At 43.0% G+C, this 18,724-nt stretch carries 20 protein-coding genes; 9 read left to right on the plus strand and 11 right to left on the minus strand.

Translation table 11 applies throughout. The features are described from left to right. Window positions 1-269: 269 nt before the first annotated feature. Entirely contained in the window at window positions 270-1,415 is a 1,146-nt protein-coding gene (locus tag ACYVNW_RS11525; protein WP_460680018.1) for a VPS10 domain-containing protein, read from the plus strand. A gap of 64 nt (window positions 1,416-1,479) precedes the next feature. On the opposite strand, the gene ACYVNW_RS11530 is transcribed toward ACYVNW_RS11525, so the two are convergent. The 9 genes from ACYVNW_RS11530 to ACYVNW_RS11570 form a co-directional block, all read right to left on the minus strand. Next, window positions 1,480-1,866 carry a VOC family protein gene (locus ACYVNW_RS11530; protein ID WP_460680019.1) on the minus strand — a complete coding sequence of 129 codons (387 nt, stop codon included), beginning with the start codon at window positions 1,864-1,866 and terminating at the stop codon, window positions 1,480-1,482. A gap of 12 nt (window positions 1,867-1,878) precedes the next feature. After that, entirely contained in the window at window positions 1,879-2,424 is a 546-nt protein-coding gene (locus ACYVNW_RS11535) for a DUF4199 domain-containing protein (protein ID WP_460680020.1), read from the minus strand. A gap of 112 nt (window positions 2,425-2,536) precedes the next feature. After that, window positions 2,537-3,010, minus strand: a complete 474-nt coding sequence (locus tag ACYVNW_RS11540; protein WP_460680021.1) for a helix-turn-helix transcriptional regulator — start codon at window positions 3,008-3,010, stop codon at window positions 2,537-2,539. A gap of 129 nt (window positions 3,011-3,139) precedes the next feature. Continuing rightward, window positions 3,140-3,403, minus strand: coding sequence for a MafI family immunity protein (locus ACYVNW_RS11545; RefSeq protein ID WP_460680022.1), 264 nt, complete (start codon window positions 3,401-3,403; stop codon window positions 3,140-3,142). A 36-nt stretch (window positions 3,404-3,439) separates the two neighbouring features. Then, window positions 3,440-4,417, minus strand: coding sequence for a ligand-gated ion channel (locus ACYVNW_RS11550; protein ID WP_460680023.1), 978 nt, complete (start codon window positions 4,415-4,417; stop codon window positions 3,440-3,442). Window positions 4,418-4,561: 144 nt separating this feature from the next. Beyond that, a complete protein-coding gene (locus ACYVNW_RS11555) occupies window positions 4,562-5,011 on the minus strand; it encodes an SH3 domain-containing protein (protein WP_460680024.1) in 450 nt (149 codons plus the stop codon). Between the two features lie 13 nt (window positions 5,012-5,024). Beyond that, complete coding sequence (locus tag ACYVNW_RS11560; RefSeq protein ID WP_460680025.1) at window positions 5,025-5,408, minus strand: hypothetical protein; 384 nt, start codon at window positions 5,406-5,408, stop codon at window positions 5,025-5,027. 80 nt (window positions 5,409-5,488) lie between these two features. Further along, entirely contained in the window at window positions 5,489-6,361 is an 873-nt protein-coding gene (locus ACYVNW_RS11565) for an SDR family oxidoreductase (protein ID WP_460680026.1), read from the minus strand. A 113-nt stretch (window positions 6,362-6,474) separates the two neighbouring features. Continuing rightward, window positions 6,475-6,969 carry a PH domain-containing protein gene (locus ACYVNW_RS11570; protein WP_460680027.1) on the minus strand — a complete coding sequence of 165 codons (495 nt, stop codon included), beginning with the start codon at window positions 6,967-6,969 and terminating at the stop codon, window positions 6,475-6,477. 294 nt (window positions 6,970-7,263) lie between these two features. Here ACYVNW_RS11570 and ACYVNW_RS11575 point away from each other — a divergent pair, with 294 nt between their 5' ends. Next, window positions 7,264-7,935, plus strand: coding sequence for a hypothetical protein (locus ACYVNW_RS11575; RefSeq protein WP_460680028.1), 672 nt, complete (start codon window positions 7,264-7,266; stop codon window positions 7,933-7,935). A 142-nt stretch (window positions 7,936-8,077) separates the two neighbouring features. Here ACYVNW_RS11575 and ACYVNW_RS11580 read toward each other — a convergent pair whose 3' ends face one another. Then, window positions 8,078-9,367, minus strand: coding sequence for a PAS domain S-box protein (locus ACYVNW_RS11580; RefSeq protein WP_460680029.1), 1,290 nt, complete (start codon window positions 9,365-9,367; stop codon window positions 8,078-8,080). Window positions 9,368-9,704: 337 nt separating this feature from the next. Here ACYVNW_RS11580 and ACYVNW_RS11585 point away from each other — a divergent pair, with 337 nt between their 5' ends. Next, window positions 9,705-10,634 carry a Nif3-like dinuclear metal center hexameric protein gene (locus tag ACYVNW_RS11585; RefSeq protein WP_460680030.1) on the plus strand — a complete coding sequence of 310 codons (930 nt, stop codon included), beginning with the start codon at window positions 9,705-9,707 and terminating at the stop codon, window positions 10,632-10,634. 22 nt (window positions 10,635-10,656) lie between these two features. On the opposite strand, the gene ACYVNW_RS11590 is transcribed toward ACYVNW_RS11585, so the two are convergent. After that, window positions 10,657-11,091 (minus strand): hypothetical protein, encoded by a 435-nt coding sequence (locus tag ACYVNW_RS11590; protein ID WP_460680031.1) that lies wholly within the window; start codon window positions 11,089-11,091, stop codon window positions 10,657-10,659. Between the two features lie 150 nt (window positions 11,092-11,241). Here ACYVNW_RS11590 and ACYVNW_RS11595 point away from each other — a divergent pair, with 150 nt between their 5' ends. The 6 genes from ACYVNW_RS11595 to ACYVNW_RS11620 all read left to right on the plus strand — a co-directional run bounded on the left by ACYVNW_RS11595 (window position 11,242) and on the right by ACYVNW_RS11620 (window position 18,683). Continuing rightward, the gene (locus ACYVNW_RS11595) at window positions 11,242-11,919 is read left to right on the plus strand and encodes a hypothetical protein (protein ID WP_460680032.1); all 678 of its coding nucleotides are present in this window, start codon (window positions 11,242-11,244) and stop codon (window positions 11,917-11,919) included. 81 nt (window positions 11,920-12,000) lie between these two features. Next, a complete protein-coding gene (locus tag ACYVNW_RS11600; protein ID WP_460680033.1) occupies window positions 12,001-13,035 on the plus strand; it encodes an LLM class flavin-dependent oxidoreductase in 1,035 nt (344 codons plus the stop codon). 54 nt (window positions 13,036-13,089) lie between these two features. Beyond that, a complete protein-coding gene (locus tag ACYVNW_RS11605; protein ID WP_460680034.1) occupies window positions 13,090-13,548 on the plus strand; it encodes a ferritin-like domain-containing protein in 459 nt (152 codons plus the stop codon). A gap of 126 nt (window positions 13,549-13,674) precedes the next feature. Next, window positions 13,675-14,538, plus strand: coding sequence for a helix-turn-helix domain-containing protein (locus ACYVNW_RS11610; RefSeq protein WP_460680035.1), 864 nt, complete (start codon window positions 13,675-13,677; stop codon window positions 14,536-14,538). A gap of 43 nt (window positions 14,539-14,581) precedes the next feature. Next, window positions 14,582-15,526 carry a TonB family protein gene (locus ACYVNW_RS11615; RefSeq protein ID WP_460680036.1) on the plus strand — a complete coding sequence of 315 codons (945 nt, stop codon included), beginning with the start codon at window positions 14,582-14,584 and terminating at the stop codon, window positions 15,524-15,526. Window positions 15,527-15,824: 298 nt separating this feature from the next. Continuing rightward, the gene (locus ACYVNW_RS11620) at window positions 15,825-18,683 is read left to right on the plus strand and encodes a DUF5686 and carboxypeptidase-like regulatory domain-containing protein (protein ID WP_460680037.1); all 2,859 of its coding nucleotides are present in this window, start codon (window positions 15,825-15,827) and stop codon (window positions 18,681-18,683) included. The last annotated feature ends 41 nt before the right edge of the window (window positions 18,684-18,724 follow it).

The raw sequence follows: 18,724 nt of genomic DNA on the forward strand, positions 1-18,724 counted from the left end.
AGAAAATTGCGGTATATGCGTGGTTTGTATTATTACAGATGACAAACAAGATATAGGTTGAACGTAAAACAACTTATATTTGAAGTTCAACTATGAACCTAAAACTTACATCAATTGCACTATTAACTGCCGGCTTATTGGGCAGTTGCACTAAAACCCCACAAACCCCTGCGCCACCAACAAACAGCGGCTTAAAACTGGAAATTATAAAAGGCGATGCACAAACAGATACTGTGGGCAATGAACTCCGTACACCTGTAACTGTTAAGGTGAGTAAAGACGGAAAGCCGGCAGCTAATTACACTTTGAATTTCCAGGCGAGCGGCTGCGACGAAAACTCATTTACACAAAAAACAACGGGCTCCGATGGCCAGGCTGAGTTTACATGGCAGCTCAACGGACTTACAGGGAAGCAGGTAGCCAAAATTGTAGCCCTGGATGATAAAAAGCAAAGGCTGGATTCTATCAATGCCAGCGCAACCGGCATAAAAACAACGAGAGGTTATGTAAGGTCAGCCTGTGTGCCTGATGCCCCTACAAATACACTTTGCAGATTGCCAAACGGCCGATTGTTAGCCACATTTTATGATGATGCATCTCTTTATTACTCGGATGACATTGGCATTTCTTGGCATAAAATGGCTTCTACATTATCATTTTTAAGAACCGACCCTATTGTTTCAACCCCTACTGGAGATTTATTTATAACTACTCCTTTAGGCCTTTATTTTTCAAAAGATGGTGGAAAAAGCTGGGATAACCGCAATCCTGCCAGCGTTCCAAGTACTTCAATAAAAGTTATATATTACAATTATACGCGCAGTGGTAAACTCATAGCAGTTATTAATACCGATGACAACAAAAGTACAGCATGGGTTTCAAGTGATAAAGGTGTAAGCTGGATTAAATTTTCAGCTCCGATTACCAGTCTCAACTATGATTATATAGATGAGCTATCAAACGGCGACTTTTTATTATTAACTGATAACAGTCAACTCTATGGTTTAAATAGCACGGGCAATCAATGGCGTACTGTTTTTAGTAACCCTTTGAGAAGATTTTCTGGATTTGTGGTTGCTAACGATGGCACTATGTATGCATCTATACAAAGCCAAAACACTGCCAATTTAAACGATTTCGTTAAATCTGTAGACAATGGGCTCAACTTTACTACAATCAGCAGTAACAGATACTCAGCCATGAAATTTTCTATATTAACTGATGGAACCATTTGTTTTATCAGAGATTTTGATGGTATCTATAAATTTATTGCGCCTAATACCTTCATTAAATTAAGTCCTGCAGACATAAAAAGCGTTGCGTCATTATATTTATATACTGGTAGTAATCTCCTTTTTAACTATTCGGATCCTAATTCTAATACTTGGCCAAAATTATATGTAACAATACCTTAAATAGTAACACAAACTGTTTGTTTATATTCAACATAGTATACTTATAGGCAACAATTGTTAACTATTACCACATCTGGTACAACTGCACCCAATTCCCGCAAGTATCATCTAAAATGGCTATAGTAACCCCACCTGCTGCCTGGGGCGCTGCTTTGAACTCAACACCCAGCGCTTGCAGACGCTCGTATTCATGGGTAATGTCATTTACCACAAAAGCGGTGGCAGGTATACCCTGCTGATATATGGCTTGTTGAAAGGTTAGTGCAGCCGGGTTGGCGTTGGGTTCCAGCAGTAGCTCAGTGCCGTCGGGTTCATCGGCCGCGGTTACGGTGAGCCAGTTGTGCTCACCCATCGGGATGTTGTGCTTCACTACAAAACCTAACTTTTCGGTATAAAATTGCAGGGCCTCAATTTGGTTGTTCACAAAGATGCTGCTGAGTTTGATTTTCATTGATGTTGTAGTTTATGCAGTTGCGGGCTGGTTAAGATTGGCTTTACGTTTTAATATCAGTGCACTAATGAGGGTAACAATCAAGCCCACCGGTAAAACTTCAAAGTAGGTAAACAGGATAACCCCAAGCGGATTTTTATACATTTCGCGGTATTCGGTAATGCTGTCCATTTCCTTGCGCAACTCAGCAACGCTGGCACCCGAGGCTTTGGCCTCCTGCAAGGTATGGGCGGCGTACTTATCTATAAAATCTGGCACGAATACATAATAATCCACCAGCCAGGTAAGCACATACATAGTAGAGCCAATGAGGGCAATCAAACCGCCTACTTTAAACGCCTGCCCGAAGCTGATGTAGCCGCCGTTATACTGATCCCGATAATTTTTAATGCCCACAAAAGCAAACGAAAAAGCGATGAGCATGCCGGTATACCCCAGCAGCATACTGGTAGTGCCCGAAAAATTAGGATTGCGGTAACATAACGTAGTAGTGACCAACATAAACAGGGCCACCACCAAACCGGCCGACAGGCCAAAAGTCCATACATTTTTTTTCATGTGTGTTATTGAGTTGAGTGGTTCAAATTTGCCTTATCGAGCCATTATACGCTTCATACTTTCGGGTGATTTTAATGAGAACAGCCGTTTTCATCCTTTAAGGCTATTTTCATTATGCAATTAAATTCAAGTTCCGGGCTTTATCTACGGCTTGTGTACGGCGCTTCACCTCCAATTTTTCATATATCCGTGCCGAATGGGTTTTTATGGTATTGAGTGAAACAAACAACCGTTCGCCTATTTCCTGATTGCTCAGGCCTTCTGCCATCAATTCCAATACTTCCAATTCGCGCCGGCTTAGGTTCAGGCGGGTTTGGGCCTCCTGGTTAAATGTAAATGTAGCGGCAATTGGTTCAGGCACCGGCTTCTCTATCACCAGGGTTTGTATTTTAGGGCGGGCCAGTTTGAGGGCCAGCCATATGCCCAAAGCCGTAAAAATTATGGCGATGAGGCCGGCATAAACTTCAAACGAATGATGTAAAATCAGCAAACGCAGCTCAAGCCAGCGCAATACAAACAATAACGCCGCCATGGCTATACCATAAATGATGGTTTGTTTATGCCTGTTTAAAAATGCGGTGTTCATGTAATTTCAGCTACGGTTATTTAGGTGGCTGAAAATTAAGAAATAAAATTAACACGGATTGATAACTAGATGGTGGAAACAACAACACGGGTGATATGAATAAGACCACGGCCTTGTCGCTACCGAACTCTATCTTACTTTAACAAGTTCTTTGAGGTAAGCATAATCATCAGGAGATATTAACATCAGGCTGGCAATTAAGGTAGCTTGATGCAAAAATTCTTCATCAACTTTAATTTCATATTCATACAACTGGGTTACTATGGTATCGAAAGCCAATTTTTGTTCGTTATGTGTTAAAAATCCGTGTGCATTTAAGCAGTCCTGTTCAGGCAATCCAAACGCTTTTGCTTTTTGAATAAACTCTTTCAATAACGTGTTTAGTTTAGCCATATTAATCTTGACAAATAGCTTTCATCATTATTTAAACTATCCGCGTGTAGCGCCATAAATAAACCAAACATTTAGCACCACGTAAATACCCAGCAGTAATTGTGCAGCTATGAAATCAAACCGGCGCGATTGCTCCATCTTATCCTGTTTAATGAGCCGCAAAGAGTAAGCCGTACAGGTAACCACCGTAAGGATGAACAGCAATGTGATGCCGTGCAGGGTATCTACCAGCGTAAATGAGCTGGACTCGGGCAGTGAAGAATCAATAATATACTTATTACCCACCACGGCAAACAGGGCGCCTACGCTAAGGCCAAAGCGCGAATCAATGCTGTCGGCATGGATATAAAAACACATGTAAGCAATCAGGAAGGCCACGTACATACCTAAAAACATTTTCCAAAACAGACCAAAAGCGCTCCGGTCAATTTGCATTACTACTTTGTAGTTGCTGTATTCGGTATGCGGCTTTTTCAGGCTCTGATCGCCAAAGGCAGTTTCATAAGATTTTACCCCTGTGGTGATAGCCATACTGTCAATATACCATCCCCGCAGGGTAAATTTGGGGTCGAAATGCTTACCGGCGGTATCGGTAGCAAATACCAGCGCTTTACGATCAAACTGGGAGTTTTCTATCGAGAATCGCAGCTTTTGCTTATCAAACGGAAAGTTCTCGGTCGACCATGAATCTTTCATTACGCATTGCAGCTTCATCATCAAAAACGTTTGGTTATTGCTCGAGTCCACCGTAGAAAAAGAGCGGGTTACGCTTTTGGCCTGCGGCACTTCCAGATTTTGCAGAAAATCGAATTTCTTATTTTTATAACGCAGCCACAGCCACATGGTGATGGCGTACTCTTTGTCTTTAAAATTGATATCATGAATACTGGTGATGTAAACACCGGTATAAACGGTATCGGGCCTGGTTTGCTGTGCCCGGGCAGGCACAAAGGCAAACAGGCCTATCATCAGCAGTAAAAATTTAATGCAATAGCTAAGTAAGTATTTCTTCATAAACGCCCAACTTAAACCCATTTAAGTTTTTGATGTGAATGTAACGAAAAAACAGCCGCTTTGGTTGTAGCAACCAATGGTGTACATACAAAAACGGCCTGTTATTTTCATAACAGGCCGTTTTTGTATGTGATGTTACGCTTATTACATTTCTTTCAGAAAGTTAGCCGCACAAAATCCATCTATACCACTATCGGTATGTATGTAGTACCAGTTGTTATACATGCGTTTAATCAACTGCACCGTGGAACCATGCGCCGCTTTGCCTACAATATCAAACTGGGTACCCGGCCCTTTCCTAATGTTCAGGTTCGACTCCTGGGTGGCAATTTTCATTTTAATGTTTTTCGCCGTCAGGTCTTCCATTTCCAGCAGGTTTACTACGGTAGTAATGCCTGGCTGGCTTTGCAGCACTGATACTGCCTTTTCGCCGGTTTGAGTATCGGGCACAGTACCTACTATGGTTAATATACCATCTTTACCCTGTACCCTTAAATTTTGCACAGTTACACCTGCAGCCTGCAGGGCAGCACTATAATCGTTTTGCTGTTGTTGGTTTACAACTGCATTGTTTACTTCATCAAATAGTCCCATAAATTTATAGTATTTAATTTACAGCGATACAGGTTACGGTATTGCCTTTATTGGTAAGCACTAAATTGTCTTTGTCCAGTTTTTTAATTTCATACACTTCGTTGCTTTTACCCGCGGTTGAAGTAGTTGAAAGGTCTTTGCCATCCTCATTCAAAACATAAGTACCTTGGTCGGCACCGATACCGCCTGTGGTTGTGTAGTTACCTTCTTTGGTAAAGGTCATTTTCGAATTGGCAATCATGGCATTAGTTACACTTTCTGGCAATTTGGTGGCGGTTTCAATTTTGTTTACCTGCCAGGTTTTGGCCAATTCCTCTTTAGGGTTTTTACTGCAAGAGGAAACCAGCAGCGTGAGCAGCACCACACTTAGGGAAAGCAGCTTGTTTATGTTTTTCATAGGAGTAAATTTTTATCGTTAACAGAAAAACGCTACTGATGTTTGGTGCACGGATAACCTCGGTATGAAAATCATCCCTACTAAATAGTTGGTGTACCGCCGGTTACCTGCACGGTTGAACCTACCATATAGCTCGAATCATCAGAAGCCAGCAGCACATAAATGGGTGCCAATTCGGCCGGCTGACCAGCACGCTTGAGGGGTACGCTCTGGCCAAAATTCTTTACCTCTTCGGGCGGCATGGTAGCGGGGATGAGCGGTGTCCAGATAGGCCCCGGCGCTACACAGTTCACCCGGATACCTTTTTCCGCCCAAAGCTGCCCTAAACTGGCCGTAAAGTTTTGAATCGCCCCTTTAGTTGCCGAGTAAGCAATTAATTGCGGCGGCGCTTTATAAGCATTTACCGAGGTAGTATTTACTACGGTGCTTCCCGGCTTCATGTGCGGTTCGGCGGCTTTGCACAGGTAAAACATGGGGTAAATATTAGTTTTAAAGGTGCGGTCCCATTCCTCAGCGGGCACTTCCTGCAAAGAAGTTCGCGCCATTTGGAAAGCCGCATTATTTACCAGCACATCAATCTGGCCAAACTCCTGCACCGCCTTTTCAATAATGCTTAGGCAGTGCGCTTCCTCGCTGATATCACCAGGAACCAGCACAGCTTTTTGGCCGGCCTCTTCTACCAGCCGGGCGGTGGCCTGAGCATCTTCATGCTCATTCAGATAAGAAATCAGCACATCGGCACCTTCGCGAGCAAAGGCCAGCGCTACGGCCCGGCCAATGCCGGAATCTCCCCCGGTAATGATGGCTTTTTTACCGGTTAACTTACCTGAACCTTTATAAGTTTTCTCGCCGTAATCAGGCTGCGGATGCATTTCGGCCGATGAGCCGGGCACTTCTTGCTTTTGCTCTTCCTGCGGCGGGGTAGGATACTTTGTTGTAGGGTCTTGATTCATGGCTTTTGTGTTGTAATTACTTCATTCAGCAGTTAATATAAATTTCAAATATTAACTTTTAATTAATTACAAAAGCTACGCTTCAACAAATAAATGGTTTTATGTTTTTCGAATTAAGCCACTTGTGCCTCATTCACCCACTGCTGATAAAACCGCACCGCCTCATCAGGCGAGATCAGCAGGGTACGGTTATTTTTGGTAATGATGGCCAGCACATGATCTTTATTGGTGAGGTACCAGGTCATGTCACCCAATTGCTGGTTGGCAAATTTGCCATAATAGCCAAACAAGCCGCCCACACCAAAGGTGCGCAGGGTGCCTGACAAATGTTCGGGACCTAACACCTTAATTTGTTTTATATCGGCTTTCCATATGGTTTTACTGCCAATGTATTTGTTGATAACAATACCATTGGCCGACAGGCTATAATTTTTAACGCTAAACAAAAACACGACAGTTCCAATCAGCACCAGTCCGGCGGTTACCATACCATAATCCTGTTGCCTGCCTGTTAAAGTGAGTGTAAGAGGAATAAGGGTGATGATGCCGTAAGCTGTACTTACCCAGCGCACGGTGGTATCATAAGAGGCTTTATAAGTGGTATTCATCTGTTGCGGATAGCAGGCATTGATGACCCGCTATTCACAAAATAAGACAGTAAACTCAGCGAGTTGTTACTCACCTACAGTATAAATTGTAAAAATTTACAAGAAAATAATTCATTGTAAATAAGCTATTTAATTAAGCATTATTAAAATATTTGCCTGCCAGTGTAACGCATTTGTTGCAACAGTCGTCAATACATCCGAAAAACGCAATGGAAGCGCAGCCGGTACCCTGCCTTCTATTGCAACTCAAGTAAATGTCAACAGGGCTATAGCGCCCGCTAATTTTTTATTACAATGAAAAAACTTCTGTTTTCTTTAACCGCCTTATCTGTATTGTTTTTTGCTTCGTGCAAGAAAGATGACAACCAAAAACCGGGTGATGATACCGCCGGTGCTTATCAGCCTGTAACCAACGGCTCTACCTGGAGCTACCGCAATACCTTTAATGCCATCCCGGATGTAACAGCCGGCAGCGTAGACACCACAGTGACTACCATGACTGCCGGTACCGAAAAAATTGGTAATATTACTTATCATAAATTAAACGCCGTAAGTGGCGGCACCACTGAAACCTCTTATTTAGGGTACAACAACGGCATTTACAGCGCCTACATGAGCGGTGAAATGGCCATGGAAGCGATGGATTTGCCTTACCTGGATGAGCGTGAAGCTGCCGGCGAAAGCTGGACCAACCAATTTACTGTTGTGGATGAAGGTGAAACTATCCAGTTACAAACCAAAACTACCGTTGCCGAAAAAGGCATTAGCAAAACCATACTGGGCAAAGCTTATAGCAACGTTATTCATACCACAGTTGATGTACAGCTTAAACAAGCAGGCCAGTATAACACCGTAATGACATACGACTATTATATTGCCAAAAACGTTGGTGTAATTGGCATCTATACCAAATTTATGGGTGCTGAGCGTTTTAAATCTGAACTGATCAGCGCTACGATTAAATAATTGAGTAAGCTGAAATTGAAATAAAAAAGGCGCGCCTCTCTGGCCCGCCTTTTTTATTTCAATTCATGCCTCGTTATGAAGTCTTTAGCAAATGTTATTGGATGTAGTGTGAGCGTAAAAATGACGAGGTTGTAAAGTTTAGCTATTCCACTTTATCTTTCATATCAGCTACCGAAAACTGTTCCTCCGTATTATTTACAATAGTTTTAATCACACTATCCAGTTCTTTTACAGATACATCCAGGTAACTTAATAATTTGGGGTCGGTTTTATCCTGGTCTTCCTGCACTATTAAATTGGTTAAAGCCATAATCCGGGCCAGCGGTGCACGCACTACATGCGATTGCATAAAAGCAATTTCGCGTAGCTTGCTGTTTTGCTGTTCAATGGCCCTGATGTGTAAAATTTGAGTAGAAATATTCCGGGCCATTACCAACCTGGCCTGCTTGCCGTTAAAAGGGATAGTGCTGCAGCGTACGTCTACATCGAAAATACTCCCGTCTTTGCGCTGATGCCGGGTAACTAATTGTGAGCGCCCGGTATCATTCAATACATCCAGCAGTGCATCAATACTGCTTTCCTGCCTTATATCTTTAATGGTCATCCCTAAAAATTCATCTTCGTTATAACCATATTTATGCATAGCCGCATTGTTTACCTGCAAAAAGCGTAAACTGTCCGCATCAAAGATCCACATGGGCGTAGGGTTCAGAAAAAACAAGCTCTTGTAATGTGCTTCTGATTCTTTTAACTGTTCGTTACGCCGGTTCTTTTGCGCCATTTCGGCTTTCAGCTCTTGCATTAGGCTTACCTCGGTATCAATGGCATCTTCAAAACCACTGATCACATGCCGTATCTGCACTGCAATAATGATATTAAGCAGAATAAAATTCAAACTGTAAGTAAACCAGATATCGGTAGTATAATACTGAGTAATTGGCAAATTAAAAAGCTTGAAGTAGATAACCAGTCCGAAAGCGGTATAGATAGCTGCATTACCTGCAATAGATTGCATAATCAGCTTATTACTGAACAGCAATGAAATGCAAACGCTCATGGTAAGCAGGTAGATGGATCCTATACCAAAGTCACCCAATACAGCGATCAGCACAATGCCTAATAAATACAGGATACCAATTACTGCCTTTTTCTTGGTTACAATTTTAAGCTGTTTATTAAATAAAACAACTCCAATGCCCAGAACCGAAGCAGAGGCAAAACCTATAAGATAGAAGTATTGGTTGGCAAACAGCACATAAATGCACGGCACCAAAATAATTAAACCAATGGGCAGGCAGTATAAAATGCAGTTTAAAAAAAGCCGTTCGCGCCAGTAAGCCATGTTTACCTTGTCATCCGGCGCACACTCTTGCATCGCGTTTTCTACAAACACTTTATATCGATGCCAAATTTGCCCGAATGCATGTACCATTATTATCGGATAAGCGCTAAAAATTACTACAGCCCAAGAAGGTTGAAGAGCCGGGCAGTAGATGTTTGATATCTAAATTAAGACAATATTAAGAAATAAGATGTTTTTATTTTTACACAACTTTTATGTTTAAAGACGTTTTAAGCAGAAAACACCGTTGCATAACAACAACAATAGGTTCAAATCATCTAAAAGTATCAATTTTGTTACAATTGATAAGTGGCTCTCTTTTTTGAACATCTGCCTTAACTATACCTATTATTTTTCACCTACCTGCTACCGGCAAATTCAACTCCAGCAGCTGTAGTTTATTTACATTTGGAAAAAACACATACCGATGTCATTTGCTACCAAAAAATATAAAATCGATACTGATCGCCGCAATTTCATCCGGCAATCTGCCATTGCTGCCGGAGCTGCATTGCTAAGTACTACACCTGTATTAAGTAAAGCCTCTGCCCTGTTAAGCACCAACGCGCCAGTTACGGTAGGGCAAATTATAGATTTGTTTATTAGCCAGGTACCGGGCGGCGCTATAAACAATACAGTTGACACCTTAAAAGCGGGCAGCCGAGATACGGTGGTAACCGGCGTAGTAACTACCATGTTTGCCACCATTGAGGTAATTAAAAAAGCGATTGATTTGGGCGCCAACTTTATTATTGCCCATGAGCCTACTTTTTATAACCATGCTGATAACACCCAATGGCTGGAAAGCAGTGATGTATACCAATACAAAGCAAAATTGCTGAAAGAGCACAACATAGCGATATGGCGCAACCACGATTATATTCACACCACGAGGCCGGATGGGGTACGAAAAGCCATTACTGAGCAGTTAGGCTGGCAAAAGTTTTTAGTGGCCGATGAGCGCCTGTACGAGCTTAACCCTGCCCCTACCCTTGCACAGCTAATTGCAAATGCCAAACAAAGATTAAATATTCAAATGGTAAGATACATAGGCAACCCTGCGCAAATATGCAAGAAAGCGCTGTTACTGGTAGGTGCTCCCGGTGGACAGCGCCAAATTACCGATTTAATTAACTATCAGCCCGATGTACTGCTGTGCGGCGAATTATCAGAATGGGAAACTGCCGAATATGTGCGTGATGCACGCGCTATGGGTAAGCCGCTGGCTTTAGTGGTATTGGGCCATATCGCCAGTGAGGAGCCTGGTTCGGCCTTTATGCTGCAATGGCTGAAAACCAATGTGCCGCAGGTAAAAGCCATGCACATTCCACCCGGCAACTCTTTATCGTTTATGTAAGCCGGCAACACCGGCATGGCTGCTACTTGGGTTTACATACCAGTTGCAGCTGCGTCATACCGTTTGATGCCGGCATAGACGGGCTTTTGGGTAAGTCGACAGCTAAAATCATCTCGTTGGTTTTCAGCGAAGAAACTTTCAGGCGTTCGCCACCTTTAACCGCCATGCTGATGCAGTGCTGCTTGAGATCGTACACCCAAGTGCCCTGGCCCTTTTTACTGCTTAAATTACCCGATGTTTTAAAAGTTCTGTCTTTAAAAAACTCAAACTCCATTTGCTGATTGCCCGGCATCTGGCCTATACGCATGCCCTGCATAGTAGCGTAGCTGATTGTCCATTTTTTGCACAGCATTTTTTCCACCGCCGCTACAGGCTGCGTAACTTGCTGTGCCCGGGCGCTACTGGTTACACCTATAATTACAACCGAAAGTATATATATGAATTGTTTTGTGCTCATTACAGATGATTAAAGAGGTACGCACCAAATATAAATTAAGACAGTTTATTTTAAGCAATCGTAACTTATTTAAATGTCTTGCCTATTTCATTAAGCAAGGCGTTGATTTCCAAACACGAACTGTTTATATTTGAAGCCAATCTAAACCACATGAGCAAAATCAACCTTTGTTTACTGGGGCTGCTGTCTGCATTATTCATCAGTTCCTGCAAAATTTCAGAACCGGTTTTTCCTGAGAGCAATTTTGGCAATGCGCCTGCAACAGCAGATACCTATCAGCCTGTTACCAAGGGTTCTTTTTGGAAATATCAGGCTATTGTTGGCAATATTCAGGATACCTCTACCAATACCATTACGGGAGCTACGGCAACTTTCAACAATAAAAACTACTATGTAACCAATAGTGTTTCGCATGCTGCAGGCTCAAATAACGGATATTATTATGCAGCAGATCATAAATACATGCTGCGCTCATCAACAATTGCCAGCGGCATTACCCTCGAATTTTATTACCTGAACGATACCATGGCTGTAAACCACACCTGGACCGCCCCTTTGAGTGATAACGGTTTAGTAAACGGCGTACCCGGGCGTGTGGTAGGAAAAGTGATGGAAAAAGGCATCAACAAAACTGTGGGCGGCAAAGCTTTCAGTAATGTAATCCACACACAAATCGATCTTCAGTATGACCTTTTGGGCACCGGTTTTCAATCCATTACACTTTATGATTACTATGTGGCCAAAGGGATAGGTATCATTAAGATAGAAACTTCAGCCATGGGAGTACTGGTAGGCAGCAGTGACCTGATTGATTACAGCATTAAATAGCATTTGTAAGCTAAATGCCATAAAATAGCTGACAGCACTGCCAGTTGGCTGCCACTGCCCGGTTTTTGTGCAGCTAAAAGCATGAATACAAACCCCATCCGCCTTAGCGTATTGGATCAGTCGCCGGTGCGTAAAGGTGTAACCGCAGCGCAGGCCGTACAGGAAACCATTGCCCTGGCTAAACATACCGAACAATTGGGCTACACCCGCTTTTGGGTAGCCGAACACCATAATACCACCAGCCTGGCCGGCTCTACACCCGAGGTGTTGCTGGCCAACCTGGCTGCACAAACCGAGCGTATCCGCTTAGGTTCGGGCGGTGTAATGATGCCAAACCATAGCGCCCTCAAGGTGGCCGAAAACTTCAGGATGCTGGAAGCCTTGGCTCCCGGCCGCATTGATTTGGGCATGGGCCGTGCACCTGGTACCGACCGCATTACAGCATCAGTACTTAACCCCAGCAACCAGTTTAAAGAGCAGGATTTTATTGAGCAGTTAGCCGACTTGCAGGATTACTTTCATGATACCGCTACACCCGGCACCATACAAGAACGGGTGCAGGCTATCCCAAAAGTGAAAACCGTGCCTGAAATGTGGCTATTAAGCTCGAGCGGTCAAAGCGGCTTGTTTGCCGCACACTTCGGCATGGGCTTGTCTTTTGCACATTTTATTAACCCGGTGGGCGGAGCGCAAGCCGTTGATTTGTACCGCAGCCGTTTTAAGCCTTCGGCAGATATGCCTACACCACAGGCCAGCGTAGCTATTTTTGCGTATTGCAGCGAGGATGAAGAAGCCATACGCCGCCACGAAGCCCTGATGCAGCACCGCTTTTTACAACTGGAGCGCGGCGGGAGTTTAGAGCCGGTATCGTATGAAGATATTGAACACGAAGATTATACCCCAGCCGAGCTTGAGCGCATGGCCTACCATGCCCGCCGTATGGTAACCGGTACACCCGCGCAAATAAAAGATAAGCTGACCCGCATGGCGTATACTTACCAGGTAGATGAGATCATCCTGATTACCATTACTGAAACTTTTGAGGAGCGCCTGCAATCGTATAGCTTAATTGCCGAGCAGTTATTGCAACCGGCTGCTGTTGCTGCCGGTGAGTAAATGTTGGCAAGGTTATTGTTTTTATCTCAGCACATCTATTTAAAAACATATATTATGGCAACTACAACAGAAAATTCGCAAGAGGTACTGAGTGACCTGGTAAAGATCAATAACGATCGTGTAGACGGTTTTGAGAAAGCGATCAAAGACCTGAGTGATGAGAACCAAGACTTAAAATCGGTATTTGAAGAATACAGCCAGCAGAGCCGCAAGTTCTCTCAGGAACTGACTGCAGAGCTGGGCAGACTGGGCGGCGATGCCGAGACTTCTAACTCGGTAAGCGGCACATTGCACCGGGCATGGATTGACGTCAAAGCGCTGTTTGGCGGCTCAGACCGCAAGAGCATCCTGGAGGAGTGTGAGCGCGGTGAGGACGCCATCAAGAAAGCTTACCGTGATGCCCTGTCACCAAACAGCGGCTTGTCGGCCGAGTACAGCTCAGTGGTGAGCCAGCAGGCCAGCCAGATCAACGCTGCACATGACCGCATCAAAGCACTGCGCGATAGCCAGTAAGCTCAATATTATACAGCTAACAGAAAAGCCCTGCAATGATAATTGCAGGGCGTTTTGTTGATACAAATTTGCAGATTAGTGATTATACTTAATAAAGGTACCCTGATATTTAGTTACTTTTATACAGTGAACCTTCAGCCCGAACCTTATTACCCTCAGCATCCGCTTTTAAAAGAGCATATCAGTTACTTTTATTTCCTCCGTACCGATGCTGATTTTGAAGCTAAATACTATGCTTTTCCCCATACCCACACTGTGCTTAATATACATCAGCACGCAGCTACCGTATTTGAACAGCAATATATTACGCGGGTTTATGGAGATGTAACAGTGCCTTATCTAACTTCGGTTCAAGGCATCAGGGAGGTACCATTGCTGGCACACCTTTGTGGTTGCCTGAACAAGGTTACCATTCTATTTAAGCCGCTTGGCTTAAATCAGTTCATCCGTAGTCCGCTTCAGGAAATCATTATAAGCCCGAGTCAATTATTTACCCATTGGGATCATTCTCCAGGTTACTCTTACTTTCTGAAAAAATTTTATGCAACCAGCAACAATCATATTCGGGCACAGTTACTCGAAGCTTATTTGTTGCAACAATATTGCCCGCTACCCGAATACCAGCTATTGAAAAGGGCTGTTGAATTATTATCAGATTTTGAAGCCGAATTACCTATTGAAGAAATAAGTATACAAATCGGTTTAAAAGAACGCACTTTCAACCGTTTATTTAACAGGCATTTGGGCGTTTCGCCGGTAACTTACAGAAAGGTGGCCCGTTTCAGGCACTCCTTACAAAATAAGCTGTTCGAAAAAAACTTCAACCGCATGACGGATCTCGCCTATCGCAGCAATTTTTATGATCAGGCGTATTTCAATAAAATCTATAAGAAACTCACCGGGCTCAATCCGCAAAAATTTTTCAGCGATATTAATCAGCTGGCTGATGATCAGCTGATATTTCAATTCATAAAATCAGAGGTTGTCTGAAAAATACAAGTTTGCGCCAATTATACCTCCTTAATTTGGAGCTATGAAAACGAACGATATGAAAACTTACATTGCTGTCTTTTTACTGTTATTTACCCAACTATCATTCGCGCAAACCTATAATAAAACTTTATCAGCACAGCTGGACAGCATTGGCAAAACCGACGAGTTGTACAGAGGAAGCCAAGTTGAAACTTTGGCAAAAAAATATGGATGGGAATCTGCACAGGTAAAATCCATGATGAACCAGCAAGCACAAATTGACCTGCAAAACTTAAAGCAGGTAGAGGCCATTATTAAACAATATGGTTACCCGGGCAAAAGTTTGGTAGGCGAAAACCGCAAATCGATTGCTTTCCTGGTCATTCAGCATAATGATCTGGAGGTACAGGAAAAATACTTGCCTTTACTTACCGAAGCTGCCAACAAAGGCGAACTGAACAAATCATCACTAGCCATTATGATTGACAGGATAAATACAGGGCATGGCAGAAAGCAAATTTACGGATCTCAACTTCATGATAGCGACCATGGCACTCAGATACAAATGATTGAAGATGAAATTAACGTAAACAAAAGAAGAAAAGAAGTTGGGTTGATGCCTTTGCAAGATTATTTGAAGCAGTATTACGATGTTACTTACTTGCCGGTTACGGCAAAAGGTAACCTAAACCCGCCAAGTTTATATTATGACCAGTCGGCAGTACGCAAAGAAGAAAGCCCTGTAGAACCGGTTAATGGCTATAATGATCTATATAGCAGATTACAATATCCGCCGGCAGCTCAAAAAAATCATATTGCGGGTAAAGTAACCCTCCAGTTTACAGTTGATAAAGATGGCTTTACAAAAGATATAATGGTAGTTAAAAGTTTAGGCTATGGCTGCGATGAGGAAGCTATCAAGGCAATCAAAGCTACCCGGTACAGTAATAAATTGGGCGAGGATCATGATTTGCGTGTAGCTTTACCCTTTCCCTATAAAAAATAATGAATAGCCATTGAATGGATACCCTGTTCGTTTCTCTCTATTAGTTTTTAATTAAGCGCTTAACCAGTAGCAGCGATCTGTGCAATCTACTTTTACAATAACAGCCTAATTGCCTATTGGTATATATATTTAATCAATAAGATACAAATCCAACTTTCCATAATACTTCCTGTCTAAGACGCCTTTGCCTTAGTGTTACCTGTACACTCATTTGTCATGCAATCGTCTTATTTGGTCAACTTATTTGACTAATATAGTCAACTTAGTTTACCTTTGTTGCGTTATCATTCAAAGTGTTATGAAAGTTCTCAACCTACCGCAATATTTTACTACGCTACCCCTTACAAGGTTACCCATAAAATCATTCGCTAACATTGCCGTTAACGAATTGCTTAAACAAGCTATTCCGGGCAATGAAGATATTAACGCCAATTACTTAAAACTGGTGCTCAGTATGCAATTACATACTGTAGTAGCTGCAGCTATAGTGTTGTTTACAGTAGTTAGAAAATTCAACCAAAATTTAAGCTGTACGTTGCGCAAAGCGGCACATTATGTGTCATCGGTTGCAGCACACCATACCTTTAAGGTTCCGCATAATTCAGGCTGGTTAAAAGGCTGTGCCATGTTATTTGTGCTGATGAATTTTGGCTTACTGGCCCATGCACAGAACCCTACTACAGTAAAAGGTACCGTTACCGATGCCAAAACACACGAAGGTTTGGGCTTTGTTACCGTATCATTTGCCGGCAGCACCAAAGCGGTAAGCACTAATGAACAAGGTAAATTTACGTTAACTGCCAATGGCGATTATAACCAGGTAAAAGTATCTTTTGTAGGCTACAAAACTGTATTAAAAACCATAGAAGCCGGTAAAGAGCAAACTATTAACGTAGCATTGGCAGAAGACAAGCAAATGCTGAATGCTGTAGTAGTAACCGGCGCTAAAAAAACAAAGTATCGTAATAAAGGTAACCCGGCAGTTGAACTCATCCGCAAGGTAATTGCCCATAAAGACCAAAACCGCCTGGAAAACTTTAGCTACGCGGAGTATCGCCAGTACGAGCGCATGAATTTTTATTTGAGCAACCTGTCTGACAAGTTTAAAAACAAACGGTTGTTCAAAAACTACCAGTTTATGTTCAGGGAGCAAGACTCGCTGGCTATGGGTGGTAAAACCATGTTGCCTATCTACATGGAAGAAAAGCTGTCTAAAAATTATTTCCGCAAAGCTCCTTTCACCAAAAAGCAGATTATTGAGGGCAGCAAGCAGGTAAAATATGATGAAAAATATATTGATAACGCCGGTTTAGCCGCTTATTTTAACCGCCTGTACCAGGATATCAATATTTACGATAACAACATTTCACTGGTAACTAACCAGTTGTTAAGCCCTATTGCCGACCATTCTCCTGAATTTTATAAATTCTTTATTACCGATACCTTAAAAGATCAGTCACCTAATCTGATCGAACTGAGCTTTACCCCGCGCAACACCACCGACCTGTTGTTTGAAGGTAAGTTGTACGTTACCATGGACGGTAATTATGCAGTGGAGCATGCGGTATTAACAGTAAACAAAAACATCAACCTCAACTTTGTGCGCCAGATGCAAACCACTCTGGCTTATGAAAAAACTACCGGTGGCAAATACCGCCTGGCACAAAGTGATTTGCGCATGGAGTTTGGGTTAAATAAAAATAAAGGCGGCGGTATTTACGGCGAGCGAAAGGTGATTTTAGATAGTTTTGCCGTAAACACCCCACGCCCTAAGCAAGTATATGATGGCCCTGCCCTGGTATACGCCATGCACTCCGACGATAAAAACGATAAATACTGGGCCCTAAGCCGCCCCGACAGCCTGAGCAATGCCGAAGCCAGTGTATACCGTGATATTGACAGTTTGCAAACCATCCCGTCATTTAAGCGCACCGCCGATTTAGTGACGCTGTTTGTGGCAGGTTATAAAAACGTTGGTCCGTTTGAAATTGGCCCTGTTAACACTTTTTATAGCTTTAACCCGGTAGAAGGCTTCCGCGGCCGTTTGGGTGGCCGCAGCACGCCGGAGTTCAGCAAACGTTATTATTTTGAAACCTATGGCGCTTACGGTACCCGCGATCAGCAATTTAAATACTTTTTAAGCTCCACTTATTCCATCAACAATAAATCCATCTACGCATTCCCGCAAAATTATGTACGGGTAAGCTATCAGCACGATACCAAAATACCCGGCCAGGAACTGCAGTTTGTGCAGGAGGATAACTTCCTGCTGTCATTCAAACGCGGCGACAATGACATTTGGTTATATAATAACATCTTCCGACTGGATTATGTGCATGAGTATCAAAACCACTTCTCATACAAGGTGGGTTTCAAAAAATGGGATCAGAGTGCCGCAGGTTCGCTCTACTTCAAAGATTTGGTGAACAATCAATTGAACAACGTAGATGCCATCCATACCTCTGAAGCCAGTTTAGAACTGCGCTATGCACCCAACGAGCGTTTTTACCAGGGCAAGCTTTACCGCACGCCTATTATTGACAAGTACCCTATATTTACCTTACGTTATACCCAGGGCCTGAAAGGTTTTGCGGGTGGCGATTATAATTACTCCAGCTTTACCGGCAATATCAGCAAGCGCTTTTATCTGTCGCAATTGGGTTATACTGATGTATTTGCTGAGGGTAATTATATTTTCGGCAACCATATTCCTTTCCCGCTCCTGGATATACACCATGCCAACCAAACTTATGCTTTCCAGCTGCAATCCTACAACCTGATGAACTTCCTGGAGTTTGTGAGCGATCACTACGCCAGCATCAATGTAGATCATAATTTCAACGGCTTTTTGTTCAACAAGGTGCCGCTGTTTAAAAAGCTGAAATGGCGCGAGGTGATAGATGTGAAAGCCTTGTGGGGCGGCGTGCAAAGCCAAAACAACCCGGCCAATGACCCTTCACTGCTGCGCTTCCCGCTCAATGGCGTAAACAGTGCAGGCACCTATACGCTTAACAACGGCCCTTATGTAGAAGGCAGCGTAGGCATCAGTAACATTTTTAAATTTTTAAGGGTGGATCTGGTAAAACGCTTTACCTATCTGAACAATCCGGGCGCGCCTGAATGGGGTATCCGGGCTATGGTGAAACTGGATTTTTAATCACTATATTGGTCATAAATATTGCCTTTGTTGCGTTATAA

This window comes from Mucilaginibacter koreensis, assembly GCF_054783355.1.